Here is an 18,581-nt window from a genome sequence, read left to right on the forward strand (position 1 = left end):
ATGAAATGATTAGCAGATACAAACTAGTGGTTTTCTTTCAAAGGCTAGAAGAACTTACACAAGAAAAACTAACTAACTACATTAGATTCATAGAGGTTTGCTCAAATGAAAACCTTTATAATTTATATGCTTATATTGGTTACTACATCATGCAGTACGAGATTGAACGAACTACAAATTACATTGAATCTTTGTTTGAAGATGAGGGTTGAGTATCACTATCGAGAATTTTTTCTGAAATTTCAGTTATTTATGCCAAAGAGACAAGGAGATCAAAGGAGAAATATGTTGGATTTTTGCAAGGACGAGCTTTATATTTAAAAAATCAATGACCAACCGATCACACAATTTTGGGGAGATAAAGGTTCACGTATTTTAGATCCATTTGGAAACATATGGTGGCTTCAAACGCATGTAGAGGACGTAAGTCCAGAAGAAATGGAAAAACGATCAAAAGAAAAAGAGTTTATAGACGCAATGAATTACGCTCAAAAAAGTTTTGATCCATTTCTATCTACTAACTCGTAGAAAGAAAAAGGCCCTGCTTTTATCCAGCAGGGCTTTCGGTTATTTAATACGAAGAAGTTCTACCTAGGCTATAGACATCTGCTTCCCCAGGACTATAGGCTCCTTCCGCATAAGAAGTAAGGTGGTAGTCATACACCATTGCGCTGTAACAAGTGCTCTGACCTTTTATAATGCGGCCATTTCCACCTTTGGAATAGCAGCTATACGTTTTTTTATCGTTATTGCGATGGATCACTGCGTTAACGTAACCGTATTTGGAAGAGTAAGGTTTCGAAAGTTTAACAAATGCCCAAGCTGTTTTACATTTGGTACTGTACACGAGTTGGATTGTACCTTTGAGATTATGTGAGTTAATATATTTTGTCGATTTGACAACGCCTGATTTATTACAGCCAGTTGCAACAGGACTCTTTCCATCATTAGAGTAGTTAGCAGCAAAGGTTGGAGCAGTTCCCAATACAAATCCTAATGCAGCGATGATAGCGACGGACAGACTGATACGTAATTTATGTAACAACCTAATCCACTCCCTCTTTTAATATGATTTCTAAATGTATATCTATTATATTTTTTTCTAAAAACAATAGATAGCAGCACTTCCATAAATATAATGACAATTAAAAGAAAATAATATCATTTAAGATAACAACTAAAACCTACTACATTTCACGAATTATCGAATACCCGCATAAAGATTTTTTTATACTCTACATCCGAGTAATAAATAACATAAATACTCCTTCATCTAAAGATTTTACGAATGAAGGAGTATTTATGTTTCAATAAACCAAAAAGTAAGCGCTTTCAATTCGTGCGCACTTTTCATTCATTCCATGAAATTAAAACCAACTTGTGTAGGCACCCCAATTACCAATATCCCCAGCACTCCAAGATTGATATGGATCTTTATCCCATAGTTGTCCAGTATGACAGGAATGTTGTCCATCATCCACAGTCCCGTTTCCACCTGAACTCCAACAATTCGATTCTGTACCATTACTTCTGTGAATAAATGCATTAGCGTAGCCATTGTAAGGAGCAGCACTGTACAAATGCACTTCAGCCCAAGCTGTATGACAGTAAGAGCTTCCCCACATTTGTAAATAACCAAGTTTTACTTTGTCTCCGGTTCTCGTCGTCATATAAATGTACTTGGTTTGATACACAAACGAGCTTTTGTAAGCACAACCAGTTGTATAGGGATTGGTACCGTCATACGATAGAGCATCCACTCTTCTTGCTTGGACAAAAAGACTAGAGATGACTAAAGCAAATGTGAACATCACCGCAAAACTTACACGATACAGTTTCACGACAAAGACCTCCTTTATTTTTTATAGCGAAAAGAAAGAGGTAGAAGAAAATGTAAATCTCAAATATTTGTTATTATTATCATAATACGACAAACCATAATTCAGTGTAAATAAGCATAATTCACATTTTACAAGGTAATATATTACATTTTTTCTTCTATTTTTAAATTTTAATTTGAATGTATAAACAGGTTATTTTAGAGTTCCAATTCCACAAAACACAAGTAGTTTTTAAGAAGAATTTGAAATCGCATCTCTTCCCGCTCCGCAATATTATTGCGTTTATAGGATACTTCCTCCTTGCCAATCATTTATGTGTGTTTTCTATTCCCTTAAATTGGCAACTCTATCCACAAAAAAATCATATATACTGGTAAACACATAAAAATCTTTTAGAAAAGAGGGATATCATGCGGTGGATATATGTGATGATCATACCTGCACTCTTTTTGCTCCCAACATTTGGACAAGCAGCAGGAGAATCATCTACACCAGCAAATATTTGTAATACAGCAACTAAAGCTACACCTGTTAAGGTAATTAAAGTTTCTTTCCCTAAAACAGCAGCCCAAGAAAAAGTCAAAGCAAAGAAAACAAAAGCGACCAAGAAAACAACCACCAAAAAAACTGCAAATTCAAACACATCTCATAACCAAACAACATCAACAAGTAACTCATCTTCCAATCAAACGAATATAAAACCATCCACTTCTTCCAATCAGACACCTTCAACCTCAAGTAGTGGATCATCGAACAGCAGTTCATCCACCACTAATACATCTACATCTGATTCAAGTGTACTGCCAATTGAAAAAGAAGTAGTCCGCCTAGTAAATGTCGAACGATCAAAACAAGGATTGAAACCATTGGAGCTCGATAGCAAATTGAGTTCGATCGCCCGCAAAAAATCTCAAGATATGATAGACAAAAACTACTTTTCTCACCAGTCCCCTACTTATGGGTCTCCATTTGATATGCTAAAACAATTTGGTGTCTCCTATCGCACTGCTGGGGAAAATATCGCAGCTGGTTATCCTACTGCACAGGCTGTTGTGACAGGTTGGATGAACAGCTCCGGTCACCGTGCCAATATATTAAATCCTGCGTATACGAAAATCGGTGTCGGTTATGTTGCTGGGGGCAGCTATGGCAGCTACTGGACACAACTGTTCACTGGATAATAATCTAACATTTATCTAATGATCCCCAAATAATAGCCAGAAAGCTATCTGGTCTACTTAGGAGGGGATTTTTTGATTCGATAAATAAGTACTCAGCCTAATCTCCAAAGTACATAAATTTTTTTAGCACCGCCAGGACCATTAACTCATCAAAAAGAAATATTCTTTTTCTAACCTACATCCTGTATGATAGTAATTAGAAAAATTAGAAATCAACATTCTAGAAAGAGAGTCTATGTACTGGCATCTACTGAAGAAGATCAAACATCAACTGTGGAAAACATTTGTAGAAAACAGCCTTGGTCTGTTGGTACTCATTTCAAACAGCTTGCTTGTTTCCAACAATCTAGGCCCTACCGCTGTAGCGGCAGTTGGTGTCTCCAATTTGATCCTCCTGACCTTCAAATTGCTGATTGATTCTTTGACCAATGTGGTTAACACCAAAGTGGGCAAGACATTGGGAGAAGAACAGGTCACCGATCGCATTCACTCCCAAAAAGGAGTTGTGATTGTTCAAGGTTTTTACCTTGTTGGGATCTTGAGCCTGCTGCTTTCTTCCCTGACCATCGTATTTGCCTCACAAATGCTCACAGTTAGTGGCGCAGATCAAGCGACGGTAACACAAGGAACTCCTTATCTGAGAATCTTGGGAAGTCTCTTCCTCTGCGAGGGACTGCGAATGCTGGCTGCGGCGGCATTGCAAGGGATGAAAGACTTCAAGTCCCCCTTGAAGTCTAGTGCCTGGATGAATATTTTGCACGTTGCCTTAGTGATGCTTGCCATCCACTTCCTCGACTGGGGTCTAGTAGGTGTGGCATGGGGAACAGTGATCAGTCAATTGGTCGGACTTCTGCTCCTGATTCGCCCCCTCAAACAGCAAGCTTTCCCAATGAGGATTCCTTGGAAGCCGGATAGTGTTATCCTGAAAGATATGCTCATCCTCTCCAAGCACACACTTGTTCAAGGGATCTGTACGAGAGTATCCATTATCATCTATGGAACGACACTCATCCATGCCAGTACAGAAGCATATGTTGCTGCTCTAATCCATGATGGCGTCATGAATTTCGCCTTCGTGTTGATGGGTGCTTTTATCGCCGTCATGACGCCTACTGTCAGTACCATTTATGGACATCGCACGGCTCTGCACCGACAACTGCATGACAGTCTCTCGGCCAAGGAAAAAAAGATAAACCGTCAGGACCGGGAACAAGTTCAAGCACTTGTAGAAAAAGATCAGGAGCTTTTGCACATGGTCAAAAGCTTCCTCAAACTAACCTGTCTATGCATGGGAGGGCTGGCAATTCTCCAGTATTTGGCTTGGAACTGGATTATTCATCTATATACAAACGATCCAATAACCATCCATGAATCACACAAGATGTCCCTGTTTGCTATTTTCTGGATTATCCCCGTTACCTGTTACTTTGTCATGTACAGGGGAGGGCTTGCTTCCGTTGAAGATCGCAAAGGTATCCGAAACAGCGTGATCATCTCAACCTCTCTCTGGATTGTTTCGATGTGGCTCATGAGAAACTGGGGAGTGGATGCCATCTTGATCTCTAGAATTCTCTTTGAAACTCTTAGGGGATCGCTTGTAACGAGAAGGTTCTACTCCAAGCGATGGAGTCGATGCCCCTCCAAAGACTGTGCTTTGACGCAGTAAAAATAGCACCTCTTCATCTGTTGATGGAGAGGTGCTGCCGTTTTAAACGACTCTTCTAGTTTTTCTATTCTTGCATCCACTTAAACTTTCATTGGAATTTCTATTGGAAATATAATCTCTAAATGATAGACAAAGTGATAGTTGTCTATTTGGGATCTATTATTTATCCGATAAGTTCCATAATGATAATCTCATCAAAAAGTAAGCATTCTCTTCGGCACCCATATCCGATATGATAGTAATTAGAAAAATTAGAAATCAACACTCCGAGAAAGAGAACTCATGAACTGGCTTCTACTGAAAGAGATCAAACACCAACTATGGAAAACATTCGCAGAAAAAATTCTTGGTCAGTTGGTGATCCTCTCCAACGGCTTGCTTGTTTCCAACAAGCTCGGTCTCAACGCTGTAGCAGCAGTTGGCGTGTCCAGTCTGATGCTCCTGACTTTCAGTCTCCTGCTCGATGCCTTGACTAGTGTGACCAACACAAAAGTAGGTCAATCATTGGGAGAAGAGCAAGTTTCAGGCAGCACTCGCTTCCAACCAGGAGTGATCATTGTCCAAGGCTTTTACCTTGTCGGGGATTTGAGCCTTCTCCTGTCTTCCCTCATTTTCTTTTTGGCCCCACAAATGCTCACAGTTAGTGGTGCAAATCAAGCAACGGTAGCACAAGGAACTCCTTATTTGAGAATTCTTGGCGGGCTCTACCTCTTCGAGAGTCTGCGAGAGCTTTGTGCAGCTTCGTTGCAAGGGATGAAAGACTTCAAGTCTCCTTTGAAGGCCAGCGCTTGGATGAATGCCTTGCACATTGTCTTGGTGCTGCTTGTCGTCCACTTCACCAACTTTGGGCTTGAGGGTGTTGCTTGGGCAACGATGATCAGTCAAGTAATTGGACTTCTGCTCCTGATTCATCCTCTCAAACAGCAAGCTTTCCAAGAAAAGGTTACTTGGAAGTGGGAAAAAACTATCTTCAAGGAGATGTTCAAGGAATCCAAGGATACATTGGTTCAAGGGATTTTCACCAGAGGCTCGTTTTTCATCTATGGATCTGTGATGATCTATGTGGGCACAGAGGCATATGTCGCCCAGCGAATCAATGCTGGTATCGTTCAATGGATGTATGTGATGCTGGATGCTTTGATCGCAGTCATGACACCTACAGTCAGTATGCTGTATGGGGAGCGAAAAGCTCTGCATGAGGAACTGCATGACACCTCATTGGAGTATGATCAAAAACAGAAACGAGTTCGAGCTCTAGTAGAAAAAGACAAGGAGCTTGTACGTACTGTAAACGGCTTCCTAGGACTTACTTGTCTAGTAATGGGAGCATTGGCAATCCTCCAATATTTGGCTCAGAGCTGGATCGTCCAGCTTTATACACATGATCCAGTGACAATCCAAGCTGCACACAAGATATCCGTTGGATCGTTGTTCGTAATGGTGCCCTTCTCTTGTTTCGTTTTGATGTACAGGGGAGGTCTTAATGCTGTGAAAGACCGCAAGGGCAGTCGAAACAGTACGATCATGGCAACCTCGATCTGGATTGTCTCGCTTTGGTTCGTGCGGAACTGGGGATTGGATGCCATCTTGATCTCCAGGGTTCTCTTCGATGTTCTCAGAGGATCTCTCGTCACAAGAAGGTTCTACTCCAAGCGATGGAGTAGATGCCCCTCCAAAGACTGTGCTTTGACGCAGTAAAAATTAGCACCCCTCTATCTGTCGATGGAGGGGCGCTGCCGTTTTAAACGACACTTCTAGTTCCTCCAATTCTTGCATTCACAAAGCTTTCATTGGAATTTCTATTGAAAATATAAACCTTTCGCCTATTTTAGGATCTTTTATTTATCCGATAAGTCCCATAGTGATCATCCTATCAAAAAGAAAGCATTCTCTTTGGCACCCATATCCTGTATGATAGGAGTTAGAAAAATTAGAAATCATCATTCTGAGAAAGAGAGCTCATGAACTGGCTTCTACTGAAAAAGAACAAACACTATCTGTGGAGAACATTTGCAGAGAAAACCCTCAGTCAGCTGGTGGTATTTTCCAATGGGTTGCTTGTTTCCAACAAGCTAGGCCTTAATGCTGTGGCGGCAGTAGGTGTATCCAACATGGTCCTCTGGACCATGCTTCTCCTGATTGAATCCTTGACCAGTGTTACCAGTACAAAAGTTGGCAAGACATTGGGAGAGGAGCAGGTTTCAGGTCGCACTCACTCCCAAAAAGGGGTAGTGATTGTTCAAGGCTTTTACCTTGTTGTGTCCCTATGTCTTCTGCTTTCTTCCCTTACCTTCGTATTTGCTCCACAGATGCTCAAAGTAAGTGGGGCAAATCAAGCAACGGTAGCACAAGGAACTCCTTATCTGAAAATCTTGGGAGGTCTTTACCTCTTCGAGGGGCTACGAGTGCTAGCTGCGGCAGCTTTGCAAGGTATGAAAGATTTTAAGTCACCCTTGAAGTCTAGTACTTGGATGAATATCTTGCACATTGCCTTGGTGATGCTTGCCATCCACTTCCTCGACTGGGGTCTAGTGGGTGTGGCATGGGGAACGATGATCAGTCAAATGGTCGGACTTCTGCTCCTGATTCGTCCCCTCAAACAGCAAGCTTTCCAAAAAAAGCTCCCTTGGAAGTGGAATACTGCTATCCTGAAGGATATGTTCATCCTCTCCAAACACACATTCGTTCAGGGGATCTGTACAAGAGCATCTCTGATCGTCTACGAAACGGTGCTCATCTACGTCAGTACAGAGGCATATGTCGCCCAGAAAATTCAAGCTGACATCATGCAGTTTACCTACGTGCTGATGGAAACTTTTCTTGCAGTCATGATTCCTACTGTCAGTATCCTGTATGGGGAGCGCACGTCTCTGCACCGCCAATTGCATGACACTCTCTCGTCCCAGAAGCGAGTTGATCAAGAACAAATACAGATTCAAGAGCTAATAGACAAAGATAAGGAGCTTGTACGTACGGTCAATAGCTTCCTCGGTCTCACCTGTCTGTTTATGGGGGCGTTAGCAGTCCTACAATATTTGGCTTGGGACTGGATCATTCACCTATATACAAACGATCCAGCGACGATCCATGAATCATACAAGCTCTCTCTAGCTGCTGTCTTTTGGCTTGTTCCTTTCACTTGCTACTTTGTCATGTCTAGGGGTGGACTCGCTCCGGTCGAAGATCGCAAAGGCAGCCGAAATAGTGTAATCATCGCAACTTGTCTCTGGACTGCCTCGTTGTGGATGATGCGGAACTGGGGACTGGATGCCTTCTTGATCTCCAAGATTCTCTTCGATGTTCTCAGAGGATCGCTCGTCACAAGAAGGTACTACTCCAAGCGATGGAGTCGATGCCTTTCCAAAGACTGTGCGCTGACACAGTAAAAATTAGCACCCCTCTATCGGTCGATGGAGGGGCGCTGCTGTTTTAATCGACTCTTCTAGTTTCTCTAATTCTTGCATATGTTTTCGGGAATATATCCATGAATGATAAAAAATGATAGTCGTCTATTTGGAATCTTTTATTTATCCAATAAGTTCCATAGCGACCATCTCATCAAAAAGAAAGAATTCTTTTTGGTACCTAAATCCTGTATGATAGTAATTAGAAAAATTAGAAATCAACCACTGAGAAAGAGAGCTCATGTACTGGCATCTACTGAAAAAGATCAAACACCAACTGTGGAAAACATTTGCAGAGAAAACGCTTGGTCAGTTGGTGATCCTTTCCAATGGTATTCTTGTTTCCAACAAACTCGGTCTCAACGCTGTAGCAGCAGTTGGCGTGTCCGGTATGATCCTCCTGACTTTCAGTCTCCTGCTCGATTCCTTGACTAGTGTTACCAACACAAAAGTAGGTCAGACATTGGGAGAAGAGAAAGTTTCTGGAAGTTCTTGCTTCCCACCAGGAATGATCATTGTCCAAGGCTTTTACCTTGTCGGGGCTTTGAGCCTTCTTCTTTCTTCCCTCACTTACTTTTTTGCCCCACAAATTCTCACAGTTAGTGGGGCAAATCAAGCGACGGTAGCACAAGGAACTCCTTATCTGAAGATTCTTGGGGGGCTCTACCTATTCGAGAGTCTGCGAAAGCTGTGTGCAGCTTCGCTGCAAGGGATGAAAGACTTCAAGTCTCCTTTGAAGGCCAGCGCTTGGATGAATGCCTTGCACATTGTCATGGTTCTGCTTGTCGTCTACTTCACCAACCTTGGGCTTGTTGGTGTTGCCTGGGCAACGTTGGTCAGTCAAGTGGTCGGACTATTGCTCCTGATCCAGCCTCTCAAGCAGCAAGCTTTCCATGAAAAGTTTTCTTGGAAGTTGGAACGGGTGATTTTCAAGGAGATGTTCAAGGAATCCAAGGATACATTGGTTCAAGGTATTTTCACCAGAGGTTCGTTTTTCATCTATGGATCTGTGATGATCTATGTGGGCACAGAGGCATATGTCTCCCAGCGAATCAATGCTGATATCGTTTCGTGGATGTATGTGATGCTGGATGCTTTGATCGCAGTCATGATACCTACTGTCAGTATCCTGTATGGGGAGCGAAAAGCTCTGCATGAGGGACTGCATGACACCTCACTGGAGTACGGTCAAAAGCAGGAACGAGTTCAAGCTCTACTAAAAAAAGACAAGGAGCTAGTACGTACTGTAAATGGCTTCCTCGGACTTACCTGTCTGGTAATGGGAGCGTTGGCAATCCTCCAATATTTGGTTCAAGGCTGGATCATTCAGCTCTATACACATGATCCTGTGACAATCCAAGCTGCTCACAAGATGTCCGTTGGATCGTTGTTCGCAATGGTACCCTTCTCTTGTTTCGTTTTGATGTATAGGGGAGGTCTTAATGCTGTGAAAGACCGTAAGGGCAGCAAAAACAGTACGATCATCGCAACCACGCTTTGGGCTGTCTCGCTTTGGTTTGTGCGGAACTGGGGACTGGATGCCATCTTGATCTCCAAGGTTCTTTTTGACGTTCTCAGGGGATCACTTGTTACAGGAAGGTTCTACTCCAAACGATGGAGTCAATGCCTTTCCAAAGACTGTGTTCTGACACAGTAAAAATTAGCGCCCCTCTATCGGTCGATGGAGGGGCGCTGCCGTTTTAAACGGTTCTTCTAGTTTCTCAGGTACTAGGGATTATTTACTACTAAGTTTTTGATTGATATTCTTCTGCAAATACTCCCCCTATTCCTGGTTGGAGCACTAATTCAGTTTGTAATAAATTAGTTTGGAAACAGTAAGAAATCCATTTTGGGTGCTATAATAAATTGAAATATCCACAACTCGATCAGAAAGAAAAAACATGAATTGGGATCAACCGAAACAAATCTTGAAACCTTTACGGAAGACCGTTCTTGAGAAAAGTTATGATCAACTCCTATTGATTACCAATAGTTTGATCGTTGCGAAAATGGGTCTTATTTCCATTGCAGCAGTAGGTATTTCCAATCTCATCCTTTTCACTTACCTTAACCTGCTGCTGGCACTCACATCTGTCACCACAGCTAAAGTAGGGAAGACATTGGGTGAAGAAGGAATGTCAGGTGCTACTGAATCCTGTAAGGGATCAGTAATCGTTCAAGGGTTTTATCTTGTAGGTATCCTTAGTCTGACACTCAGCCTCCTGTCCATCGTTTTCGCTCCACAACTACTTTCGCTTTGTGGAGCAGATGATGACACGGTAAAGGCTGGTACAGAATATCTGCAAATCATTGGGGGTTTCTACTTCCTGCAAGCACTTCGGGAGCAAGCCGTAGCGAGTCTCCAAGGAATGAAAGATTTCCACTCCCCCAAGCGTTCCGGCTTCTGGATGAATGCCTGGCATCTTGCCTTTACCATTCCCATTATTGACGGGCTGGATCACGGCCTTGCATTTGTAGGTTGGGCGACAGTTACGAGCCAAGTGGTTGGACTGCTCATCTTGGTACGTCCCCTTAAAATACAGGCTTTTCCAAAGGGAATTCCTTTGAAATGGGACAAAAGCCTTCTATGGGACATGTTCCAGCTGTCCAAGTTTACGATGGTTCAAGGACTTTTGACTAGGTTTTCACTGTTGTTCTTTGCGAGTGTGCTGATTTCATTTGGAACAACAGCATATGCTGCCTCCGGTATTCAAGTAGGAATTACTCAAATCACGTTTGTCATGATGGATGCATTCACTGCGATCTTGAATCCTTTGGCGGGCAAACTTTATGGAGAAAGGACCTTTCTAAATCGCCAACTCCATGAAGCACAGCTCTCAAAGTTGAATCAAAAGCAGGCAAACATTCGAGATCTAGCAATTGCAAGAGAGAAAAAAGATCAGGAGCTAATCGGGATAGTCAGTTGGACGCTAGGATTGGCAAGCTTTTCCATGTTTCTGCTGGCATTCTTGCTGATGACAGCAGGAGAATGGATCACTCGTCATTTTTATACCGATAATCCTTCGACTGTTCCTCTCGTTCAGAAAATGCTTCTCATGTTTCTCCTAGGGATTATCCCTTTCACCTGCTACTCTATTACGTACAGAGCCGCACTTGCTGCGGTAGAAGACCAACAAGGCAGCATGTTCAACGTGATGATCGCTACCTTTATTTGGATCGTAACTGTGCTAGTGGTGCAAAGAGCAAATTGGGGACTAAATGCACTTCTGATCACAGTAGTTCTCTTTGATGTTCTCAGGGGATCGCTTGTTGCAAGAAGGTTCTACTCCAGGCGTTGGAGTCGATGCCTTTCCAAAGACTGTGCTCTGACACAGTAAAAAAACACCTCTTCATCTGCGGATGAAGAGGTGCTGCTGTTTTGAATATCCTCATGGTTTCTGCTAAGCTCACCGAAATTTTCTTCGCACTGTATTCATCACCAGAAATGATTACAAATACTTTCTTCACATATAAGGAAAGTAAAACGATATAAATCATACACTACCCTTACTAAAGAACTAATAAAAATATTCCCAATATTTCATTTTTACTATATGATAGTAATTGTTAGAGAACAACGCTAAGAAAGAGAATGCATGTACTGGCGTCTGCTGAAACAGAACAAAAACCATCTGTGGAAAACAGTTACAGAGAAAAGTCTAATTCAGTTAGTTATCTTTTCCAACGGACTGCTCGTTTCCAATAAACTTGGTCTCAACGCTGTAGCAGCAGTTGGCGTATCCAACATGATCCTCTCGACTTTCAGTCTCCTGATCGATTCCTTGACTAATGTTACCAACACGAAAGTGGGCAAGTCGCTGGGGGAAGATCAGATTTCTGGAAACACGCATTCCAGAAGGGGAGAAATCATTGTCCAAGGCTTTTACCTTGTCGGGGCTTTGTGCCTGCTGCTTTCTTCCCTCACTTTCTTTTTTGCCCCACAAATGCTCAAAGCAAGTGGTTCGAATCAAGAAACAGTAGTCTTGGGAACTCCTTACCTTAGGATTCTAGGAGGGCTCTACTTCGTCGAGGGCGTTCGATTGCTGGCTACGGCAGCCTTGCAAGGAATGGAAGACTTCAAGTCTCCTTTGAAGGCCAGTGCTTGGATGAATGCCTTGCACATTTTCTTGGTACTTCTTGTCGTCCACTTCACCGATCTTGGGCTTGAGGGTGTTGCATGGGTGACGATGATCTGTCAAGTAATTGGACTATTGCTCCTGATCCGTCCCCTTAAGCAACAAGCTTTCCACGAAAAGTTTCCTTGGAAGTGGGAGTGGGCTATCCTCAAGGATATGTTCATCCTCTCCAAACATACGTTGGTCCAAGGGATTTTTATCAGAGGGTCACTGATCGCCTATGGAACAGTGATGATCTATGTCAGTACAGAGGCATATGTCGCCCAGCGAATCAATGCTGACCTCACCCAGTTTACTTTTGTGGTGATGGAGGCTTTTATCGCAGTCATGACACCTACAGTCAGTAAACTCTATGGTGAGCGCACTGCTTTTCACCATCAATTGCATGAAACAATCTCATCCTCTCGAGAGCAAGAACTAGTGCGAGCTCTGGTAAAAAAAGATAAGGAGCTTGCGCATACGGTCAATACCTTCCTCGGACTCACCTGTTTGTTTTTGGGAGTATTGGCGATTCTCCAATACTTAGTCCAGAACTGGATCATTCACCTATATACAGATGATCCGTTGACAATCCAATCTGCACAAAAGATTTCTCTTGCGGCAGCCTTCTACCTTGTGCCCTTCACTTGCTACTGCGTCATGTACAGGGGAGGACTCTCCGCAGTTGAAGATCAAAAAGGCAGCCGAAACAGTGTGATCATCGTAACCACGCTTTGGATTGCTTCTCTGTGGATGATGCGAAACTGGGGACTGGACGCTATTTTGATCTCCAAGGTTCTCTTTGATGTTCTCAGGGGATCTCTTGTTACTACAAGGTTCTACTCCAAGCGATGGAGTCGATGCCTTTCCAAAGACTGTGCTCTGACACAGTAAGAATAGCCCCCTCTATCATTCGATAGAGGGGGGCTGTCGTTTCTGAACATTTCTTGGTAACGAATATCTCTTATTAGACTGTGAAAAACTCTCCCGTAAATACAAACTCCGCAGGACCAGTCATATACACATGGTTGTCTGTTTCATTCCAATCTATCAGCAAATCTCCACCCAGTAGGTGAACCGTTGCCTGGCGACCTGCTTTTCCATTGAGATGACTAGCGACAAGTACTGCACAGGCACCTGAACCACAAGCCATCGTCTCGCCTACACCACGCTCCCATACTCGCATCTTGATTTCTTCGGGAGATACGATGGTGGTAAATTCGATATTTGCTTTCTCTGGAAATATAGCATTTGTCTCGATCTGAGGTCCGATTTCTTTTACCAATTCATCTGATAAACTTTCTACCTCTATCACGGCATGAGGGTTTCCCATAGAAACAGCGGTAAATGCATAAGCTTGTTCTCTTATGACCACTTGATCATGAATGGTTTGCGACTTTACTGGGATCTGGGAAGGTACGAGAATTGGTTCTCCCATGTCTACTTGCACTTTTGTCACAATACCTGCTTCTACTTGTAAAACAATCGATTGAATATCTCTTTTGGTTTCTACCAAAATATCCGTTTTGCTATTGTCCATTCGTTCGTAATAATACTTGGAAACACAGCGAATAGCATTTCCACATTGCTGCGCTTCGGTGCCATCAGCATTAAAGATCCGCATGTGCAAGTCTGCTTTTTCGGAAGGGGTGATGAAAACAAGCCCATCTGCACCAATGCCCGTATGTCGATCACAGACTTGGATTGCTAACTGAGACACTTTATCCGGCATTTGATCCTCTGCTTGAACGATAACAAAATCATTTCCCAACCCATGCATTTTATGGAATTTCATGATGTGCTTTCCTTTCTATTGTGCAACTGTTTTTCTGATCGGTTTGCGCAGTTGATCCATTAGACCCGCCAAAATTACTGGCAGTGTTGAAGTTACGGTGATCAATACCCACTCATGCAACTGTAATGGTACAGTATGGAAAATGGGCTGGAAGGCCGGATAGTAGATGACCATAACTAACAGTAAGATCGAGATGAGAACGGCAAAACAAAGTGCCAAATTTGAAAATGGATTCCGTTCAAAAATCGTTCCAGTAGAGCGGCAGTCAAATACATAGATTAACTGGGAAAATACAAGTGTGGCAAACGCTACCGTTTGTGCCAACTCCAATTGACCAGCTTCTTGATAAGTAACCCAAAAAGCGAGCAGAGAGCACAGTCCGATGAGCAGACCTCGAGTGACTATTTTCCAACCGACACGACGAGCGAAGATACTCTCTTTGTTGTCTCGCGGCGACCTTGACATGCTGTCTTCTTCTGCTGGGTCCACTCCTAAAGCCATCGCTGGTAATCCATCTGTAACTAAGTTTACCCATAATATTTGGATAGGGATCAGTGGTAAGGGTAATCCCATCAGCATAGCAAAAAACATAACCAAAATTTCTCCAACATTACTCGCTAGCAAATAACTGATAAACTTTTGTATATTATCATAGATATGACGGCCTTCTTCAATAGCAGACACAATCGTTGCAAAGTTATCATTGGCCAGAATAAGCGACGATGCTTCTTTGGATACATCTGTACCAGATTTCCCCATTGAAATCCCGATATCTGCCGCTTTGATCGCAGGCGCATCGTTAACCCCATCCCCTGTCATCGCGACAACATGTCCTTTTTGTTGGAGAGCAGAAACAATTTTAAGTTTGTGTTCAGGGGAAACGCGTGCATACACATCAATATTTTCTACTTGTTGCTCAAACTCACTGTCTTTCATATTGTAGATATCCCGCCCAGTCACTGTCAAACCATTTTGCCGTTTGATACCTAGCTGAACAGCGATAGCTTCCGCAGTCGCTTGATGATCGCCTGTAATCATCACCGTACGAATACCTGCTTTGCGGCATAGACGTATCGCTTCCCGCACTTCTTTACGCGGGGGATCGATCATCCCTGCTAGACCAACAAAAATAAGATTTCGCTCTAATTGAGATTCAGATTGAGTAAGAACAGAGCCACTCACTTCACGGTAAGCAAATGCGAGATTTCGCAGAGCATCGGAAGCTAATTCTTCGTTTTTCTCAAGCAATTGATGTCGGACTTTTGCTGTTATGGGCTCTACTCTTCCATTTTGTAAAATATGGGTACAGTCGCGAATCAGTACATCTGGTGCACCTTTGACAAGTAGCTTTTTTTGTTTTTGCTTATTTTCGACCACCACGGACATCATTTTCCGTACTGAATCAAATGGGTGTTCTTTTATTTTTGCCCAACTATCATCCAAAACCTCACGGGTAACACCTCCTTGTGCTCCCATCACCATCAGTGCTCCTTCAGTCGGATCACCTTCGTAGCTGACTTTTTTTCCTTTCCGTACCAAAGCCGCATTATTACAGAGTACAGCAATTTGTAAAAGTTGCCGTAAAGTTGGATTTTGCCCAGCTAAGTCATCATTTTCAAGCGTTAAAAGTTGCTGATTGGTATAAACATGAGTGACAGTCATTTTATTTTCTGTCAGCGTACCGGTTTTATCTGAACATATGACAGATGCACAGCCGAGCGTTTCCACGGATGGCAGCTTTCTTACGATTGCTTTTCGTTTAATCATTCTTTGCACGCCAAGCGCTAATGCTATCGTCACTATCGCTGGTAGACCCTCAGGAATAGCAGCAACTGCTAAGCTGACTCCAGCAAGAAACATCTTATACATATCTTGCCCATGCATAACACCTGTGACCACCACCAAAGCAGTCAAAAAAAGCGCGACAATGATCAATATCTTTCCTAATTGTTCTAGTCGTCTTTGCAATGGAGTTGTATGTTGCTCTGTACTTTGAATCAAATGAGCAATGCGTCCCATTTCCGTTTTCATTCCTGTGTTTACAATTACTCCCAATCCAGAACCTTTGACCACCATTGTTCCCATAAAGCTCATATTGCGAAAATCTGCTAAGGTCAGATCAGCTTGTGTCAACGGTTCTACTATCTTTTCAATCGGTAATGATTCGCCTGTTAATGCGGATTCTTCCACCATTAGTCCAGTAGTTTCCAGCCAACGTATATCTGCCGGAATCCGATCTCCAGTCACGAGCGTTACGACATCTCCTGGTACAAGTAAGGATGCATCGATCTGCTTCCACTCACCATCACGATATACTTTTGCCATAGGTGCAGACAACTTTTTCAATGCTGACAATGAACGTTCTGCCTTCACTTCTTGCACAAAGCCAAGAATCGAATTGAGCACAATGATACTCAAAATGGCAATGGCATCCACATATTCTCCTAAAAGGCCTGAAATCAAGGTAGCCACAAGTAAAATTAAGACCATAAAGTCTTGGAACTGGCTAAAAAACAAAGCAAATAAAGAGACTTTCTCCCCTTCAGAAAGTTGATTATTTCCTACTTTTGCAAGTCGGCTCTTCACTTCTTTTTCTGATAAGCCAGCTGATTGCTTTACACCAAAGTACTCGGTAACTTTCTGAGCTGTCCATCCAACAAAACGTGATGTATCCGTCATGACTTTCCCCCTTGTCCCACAACCTTCTCTTTTCATCTTATGCAGGACAAGTCAGGTTAGAAGTAGGAATGGTGTTCAAATCGATGATCATGTACAATGAGTAAGATAAGGGAGTGGAGTTTTATGTCATTTGATGGAACCGTTACTCGTGCGGTTGCTCATGAATTACATACAGAATTAACGAAGGCTCGCATCACGAAAATCTATCAACCTAGCCAATGGGAGATCGTTTTCACCATCCGGGCAAAAGGAAAAAACCATAAATTAATGCTTTCATGTCATCCGGTTTATGCTAGATGTCACTTGACTACAGCTGCGTATGAAAATCCAGCGGAACCTCCGATGTTCTGCATGTTGCTGCGCAAACAATTAGAAGGAAGCATGATCGAGAAAATTGAACAAGTGGAAATGGAAAGAATCATTCACTTTTGGATAAAAGGAAAAAATGAGCTCGGGGATATGGTGGAAAGAAAGCTTATCATCGAAATCATGGGACGTCATAGTAATGTGATTTTATTAAATCCAGAAACAAACAAGATTGTTGACACAATGCGTCGTGTCGGATTTCAAACAAGCCAGTATCGACAAGTACTACCAGGAGTGGAATATGTTTCCCCTCCTGATCAAGGGAAAATAAATCCACTAACTGTTCAGCAGGATACTTTTATTTCAAGTTTGGATTACAATGCAGGACAGTTGGCGAAACAAATGGTTAATCACTTTATGGGATTAGGGCCTTTGCCAGCGGAAGAAATACTCTACAGAGCAACGTTAGGAGATCGAGAATCTCTTTGGGAATCATTTTTTATATGGCAGCAAAATATGTTGGCTCATCGTTATGAACCTGAGATTGTCATCGACCAAAACCGCACCTTTTTCTCCTCTAGCTCCTTATCCCATAAAAAAGGAGAACATCGCTCTTTCGCTACGATGAGTACATGTTTAAATGCCTTTTATGGAAATAAAGCTGAACGAGATCGAGTCGCCCAACAAACACAAGCTTTGGTTCAAAAATTGACACGTGATGTCGAGAAGAACAAACGAAAGATCAAAGTATTGCAAAAAGAAATCGCAAACTCATCCAAGGCCGAAACCTTTCGGTTGTCTGGAGAGCTGCTCACTACTTATTTGCACCAAATAAATCGCGGTGATAAGTCGATTACCGTTGTTAATTACTATGATGAATCTGCTGGAGAAGTTACGATCCCGCTTAATGAAGCACTTACTCCTAATGAAAACGCACAGCGGTATTTTAAAAAATACCAGAAGCTAAAAGCCGGTAAAAAATATAATGAAGAACAAATTCAAATCGCCCAAGAAGAAAACGAATACTTAGAATCCGTTCTCGCACAGATCGCTATTGCAAATCTAGCAGAAGTAGAACAAATTCGCGAGGAATTAACCGAAGAAGGATGGATCAAGAAGCAGGTAAAGAAGGGTCGTCAAAAATCTTCTTCCCCCACTCCTGCTTCCTATAAAGCTAGTGATGGCACCACTATCTTAGTAGGTAAAAACAACAAACAAAATGAAAGACTCACCCATCAAATAGCGAAAAAAACAGATACATGGCTCCATACCAAAGATATTCCCGGGTCCCATGTCGTCATACGCGGAGATCGTATTTCCGAAACTGCCCTTACAGAAGCGGCTTTGCTTGCAGCTTACTTCAGCAAAGCAAGAGAATCGAGTCAAGTTCCTGTAGATTATACCTTGGTAAAACATGTAAAAAAACCTTCTGGAGCACGGCCTGGATTTGTGATCTATGTGGATCAAAAAACCCTCTATGTCACTCCAGAGGAACAAAAACTGCAATCCATTTTAGAAAACAAACCTCAAAACTGACAGTTCAACAAGTCAGCTTTGAGGTTTCTTTCGGTTATGTAATAAAAAAAGCAGATAT

Annotated in this window: 12 protein-coding genes; 8 read left to right on the forward strand and 4 right to left on the reverse strand. The window is 42.4% G+C overall.

Annotated elements, in window-relative coordinates; all coding sequences use genetic code 11:
- Nucleotides 1–571: 571 nt before the first annotated feature.
- Both AC5WOF_RS06200 and AC5WOF_RS06205 read right to left on the reverse strand, forming a co-directional pair.
- Nucleotides 572–1,045, reverse strand: coding sequence for a DUF2690 domain-containing protein (locus tag AC5WOF_RS06200; RefSeq protein ID WP_496049076.1), 474 nt, complete (start codon nt 1,043–1,045; stop codon nt 572–574).
- A 322-nt stretch (nt 1,046–1,367) separates the two neighbouring features.
- Complete coding sequence (locus tag AC5WOF_RS06205; RefSeq protein WP_496049077.1) at nt 1,368–1,841, reverse strand: DUF2690 domain-containing protein; 474 nt, start codon at nt 1,839–1,841, stop codon at nt 1,368–1,370.
- A gap of 410 nt (nt 1,842–2,251) precedes the next feature.
- On the opposite strand from AC5WOF_RS06205, the gene AC5WOF_RS06210 reads away from it, so the two are divergent.
- From AC5WOF_RS06210 to AC5WOF_RS06240, 7 genes are all read left to right on the forward strand, one after another.
- Nucleotides 2,252–3,022, forward strand: a complete 771-nt coding sequence (locus AC5WOF_RS06210) for a CAP domain-containing protein (protein ID WP_496049078.1) — start codon at nt 2,252–2,254, stop codon at nt 3,020–3,022.
- A gap of 235 nt (nt 3,023–3,257) precedes the next feature.
- Nucleotides 3,258–4,688 carry an MATE family efflux transporter gene (locus tag AC5WOF_RS06215; protein WP_496049079.1) on the forward strand — a complete coding sequence of 477 codons (1,431 nt, stop codon included), beginning with the start codon at nt 3,258–3,260 and terminating at the stop codon, nt 4,686–4,688.
- A gap of 282 nt (nt 4,689–4,970) precedes the next feature.
- Nucleotides 4,971–6,386, forward strand: a complete 1,416-nt coding sequence (locus tag AC5WOF_RS06220; protein WP_496049080.1) for an MATE family efflux transporter — start codon at nt 4,971–4,973, stop codon at nt 6,384–6,386.
- A 263-nt stretch (nt 6,387–6,649) separates the two neighbouring features.
- Nucleotides 6,650–8,074 carry an MATE family efflux transporter gene (locus AC5WOF_RS06225; protein WP_496049081.1) on the forward strand — a complete coding sequence of 475 codons (1,425 nt, stop codon included), beginning with the start codon at nt 6,650–6,652 and terminating at the stop codon, nt 8,072–8,074.
- Between the two features lie 259 nt (nt 8,075–8,333).
- Nucleotides 8,334–9,749 (forward strand): MATE family efflux transporter, encoded by a 1,416-nt coding sequence (locus AC5WOF_RS06230; RefSeq protein WP_496049082.1) that lies wholly within the window; start codon nt 8,334–8,336, stop codon nt 9,747–9,749.
- 244 nt (nt 9,750–9,993) lie between these two features.
- Complete coding sequence (locus tag AC5WOF_RS06235; RefSeq protein WP_496049083.1) at nt 9,994–11,430, forward strand: MATE family efflux transporter; 1,437 nt, start codon at nt 9,994–9,996, stop codon at nt 11,428–11,430.
- A 258-nt stretch (nt 11,431–11,688) separates the two neighbouring features.
- Nucleotides 11,689–13,101, forward strand: a complete 1,413-nt coding sequence (locus tag AC5WOF_RS06240; RefSeq protein ID WP_496049084.1) for an MATE family efflux transporter — start codon at nt 11,689–11,691, stop codon at nt 13,099–13,101.
- Between the two features lie 73 nt (nt 13,102–13,174).
- Here the strand turns inward: AC5WOF_RS06240 and dapF are convergent, their stop codons facing one another.
- Together dapF and AC5WOF_RS06250 are read right to left on the reverse strand one after the other, a co-directional pair.
- Complete coding sequence (gene dapF / locus AC5WOF_RS06245) at nt 13,175–14,002, reverse strand: diaminopimelate epimerase (protein ID WP_496049085.1); 828 nt, start codon at nt 14,000–14,002, stop codon at nt 13,175–13,177.
- Between the two features lie 15 nt (nt 14,003–14,017).
- Nucleotides 14,018–16,681 carry a calcium-translocating P-type ATPase, SERCA-type gene (locus tag AC5WOF_RS06250; RefSeq protein WP_496049086.1) on the reverse strand — a complete coding sequence of 888 codons (2,664 nt, stop codon included), beginning with the start codon at nt 16,679–16,681 and terminating at the stop codon, nt 14,018–14,020.
- A gap of 123 nt (nt 16,682–16,804) precedes the next feature.
- On the opposite strand from AC5WOF_RS06250, the gene AC5WOF_RS06255 reads away from it, so the two are divergent.
- Nucleotides 16,805–18,523, forward strand: a complete 1,719-nt coding sequence (locus AC5WOF_RS06255; RefSeq protein WP_496049087.1) for an Rqc2 family fibronectin-binding protein — start codon at nt 16,805–16,807, stop codon at nt 18,521–18,523.
- Nucleotides 18,524–18,581: the final 58 nt, after the last annotated feature.

It is taken from the genome of Shimazuella sp. NTD250 (genome assembly GCF_059510375.1).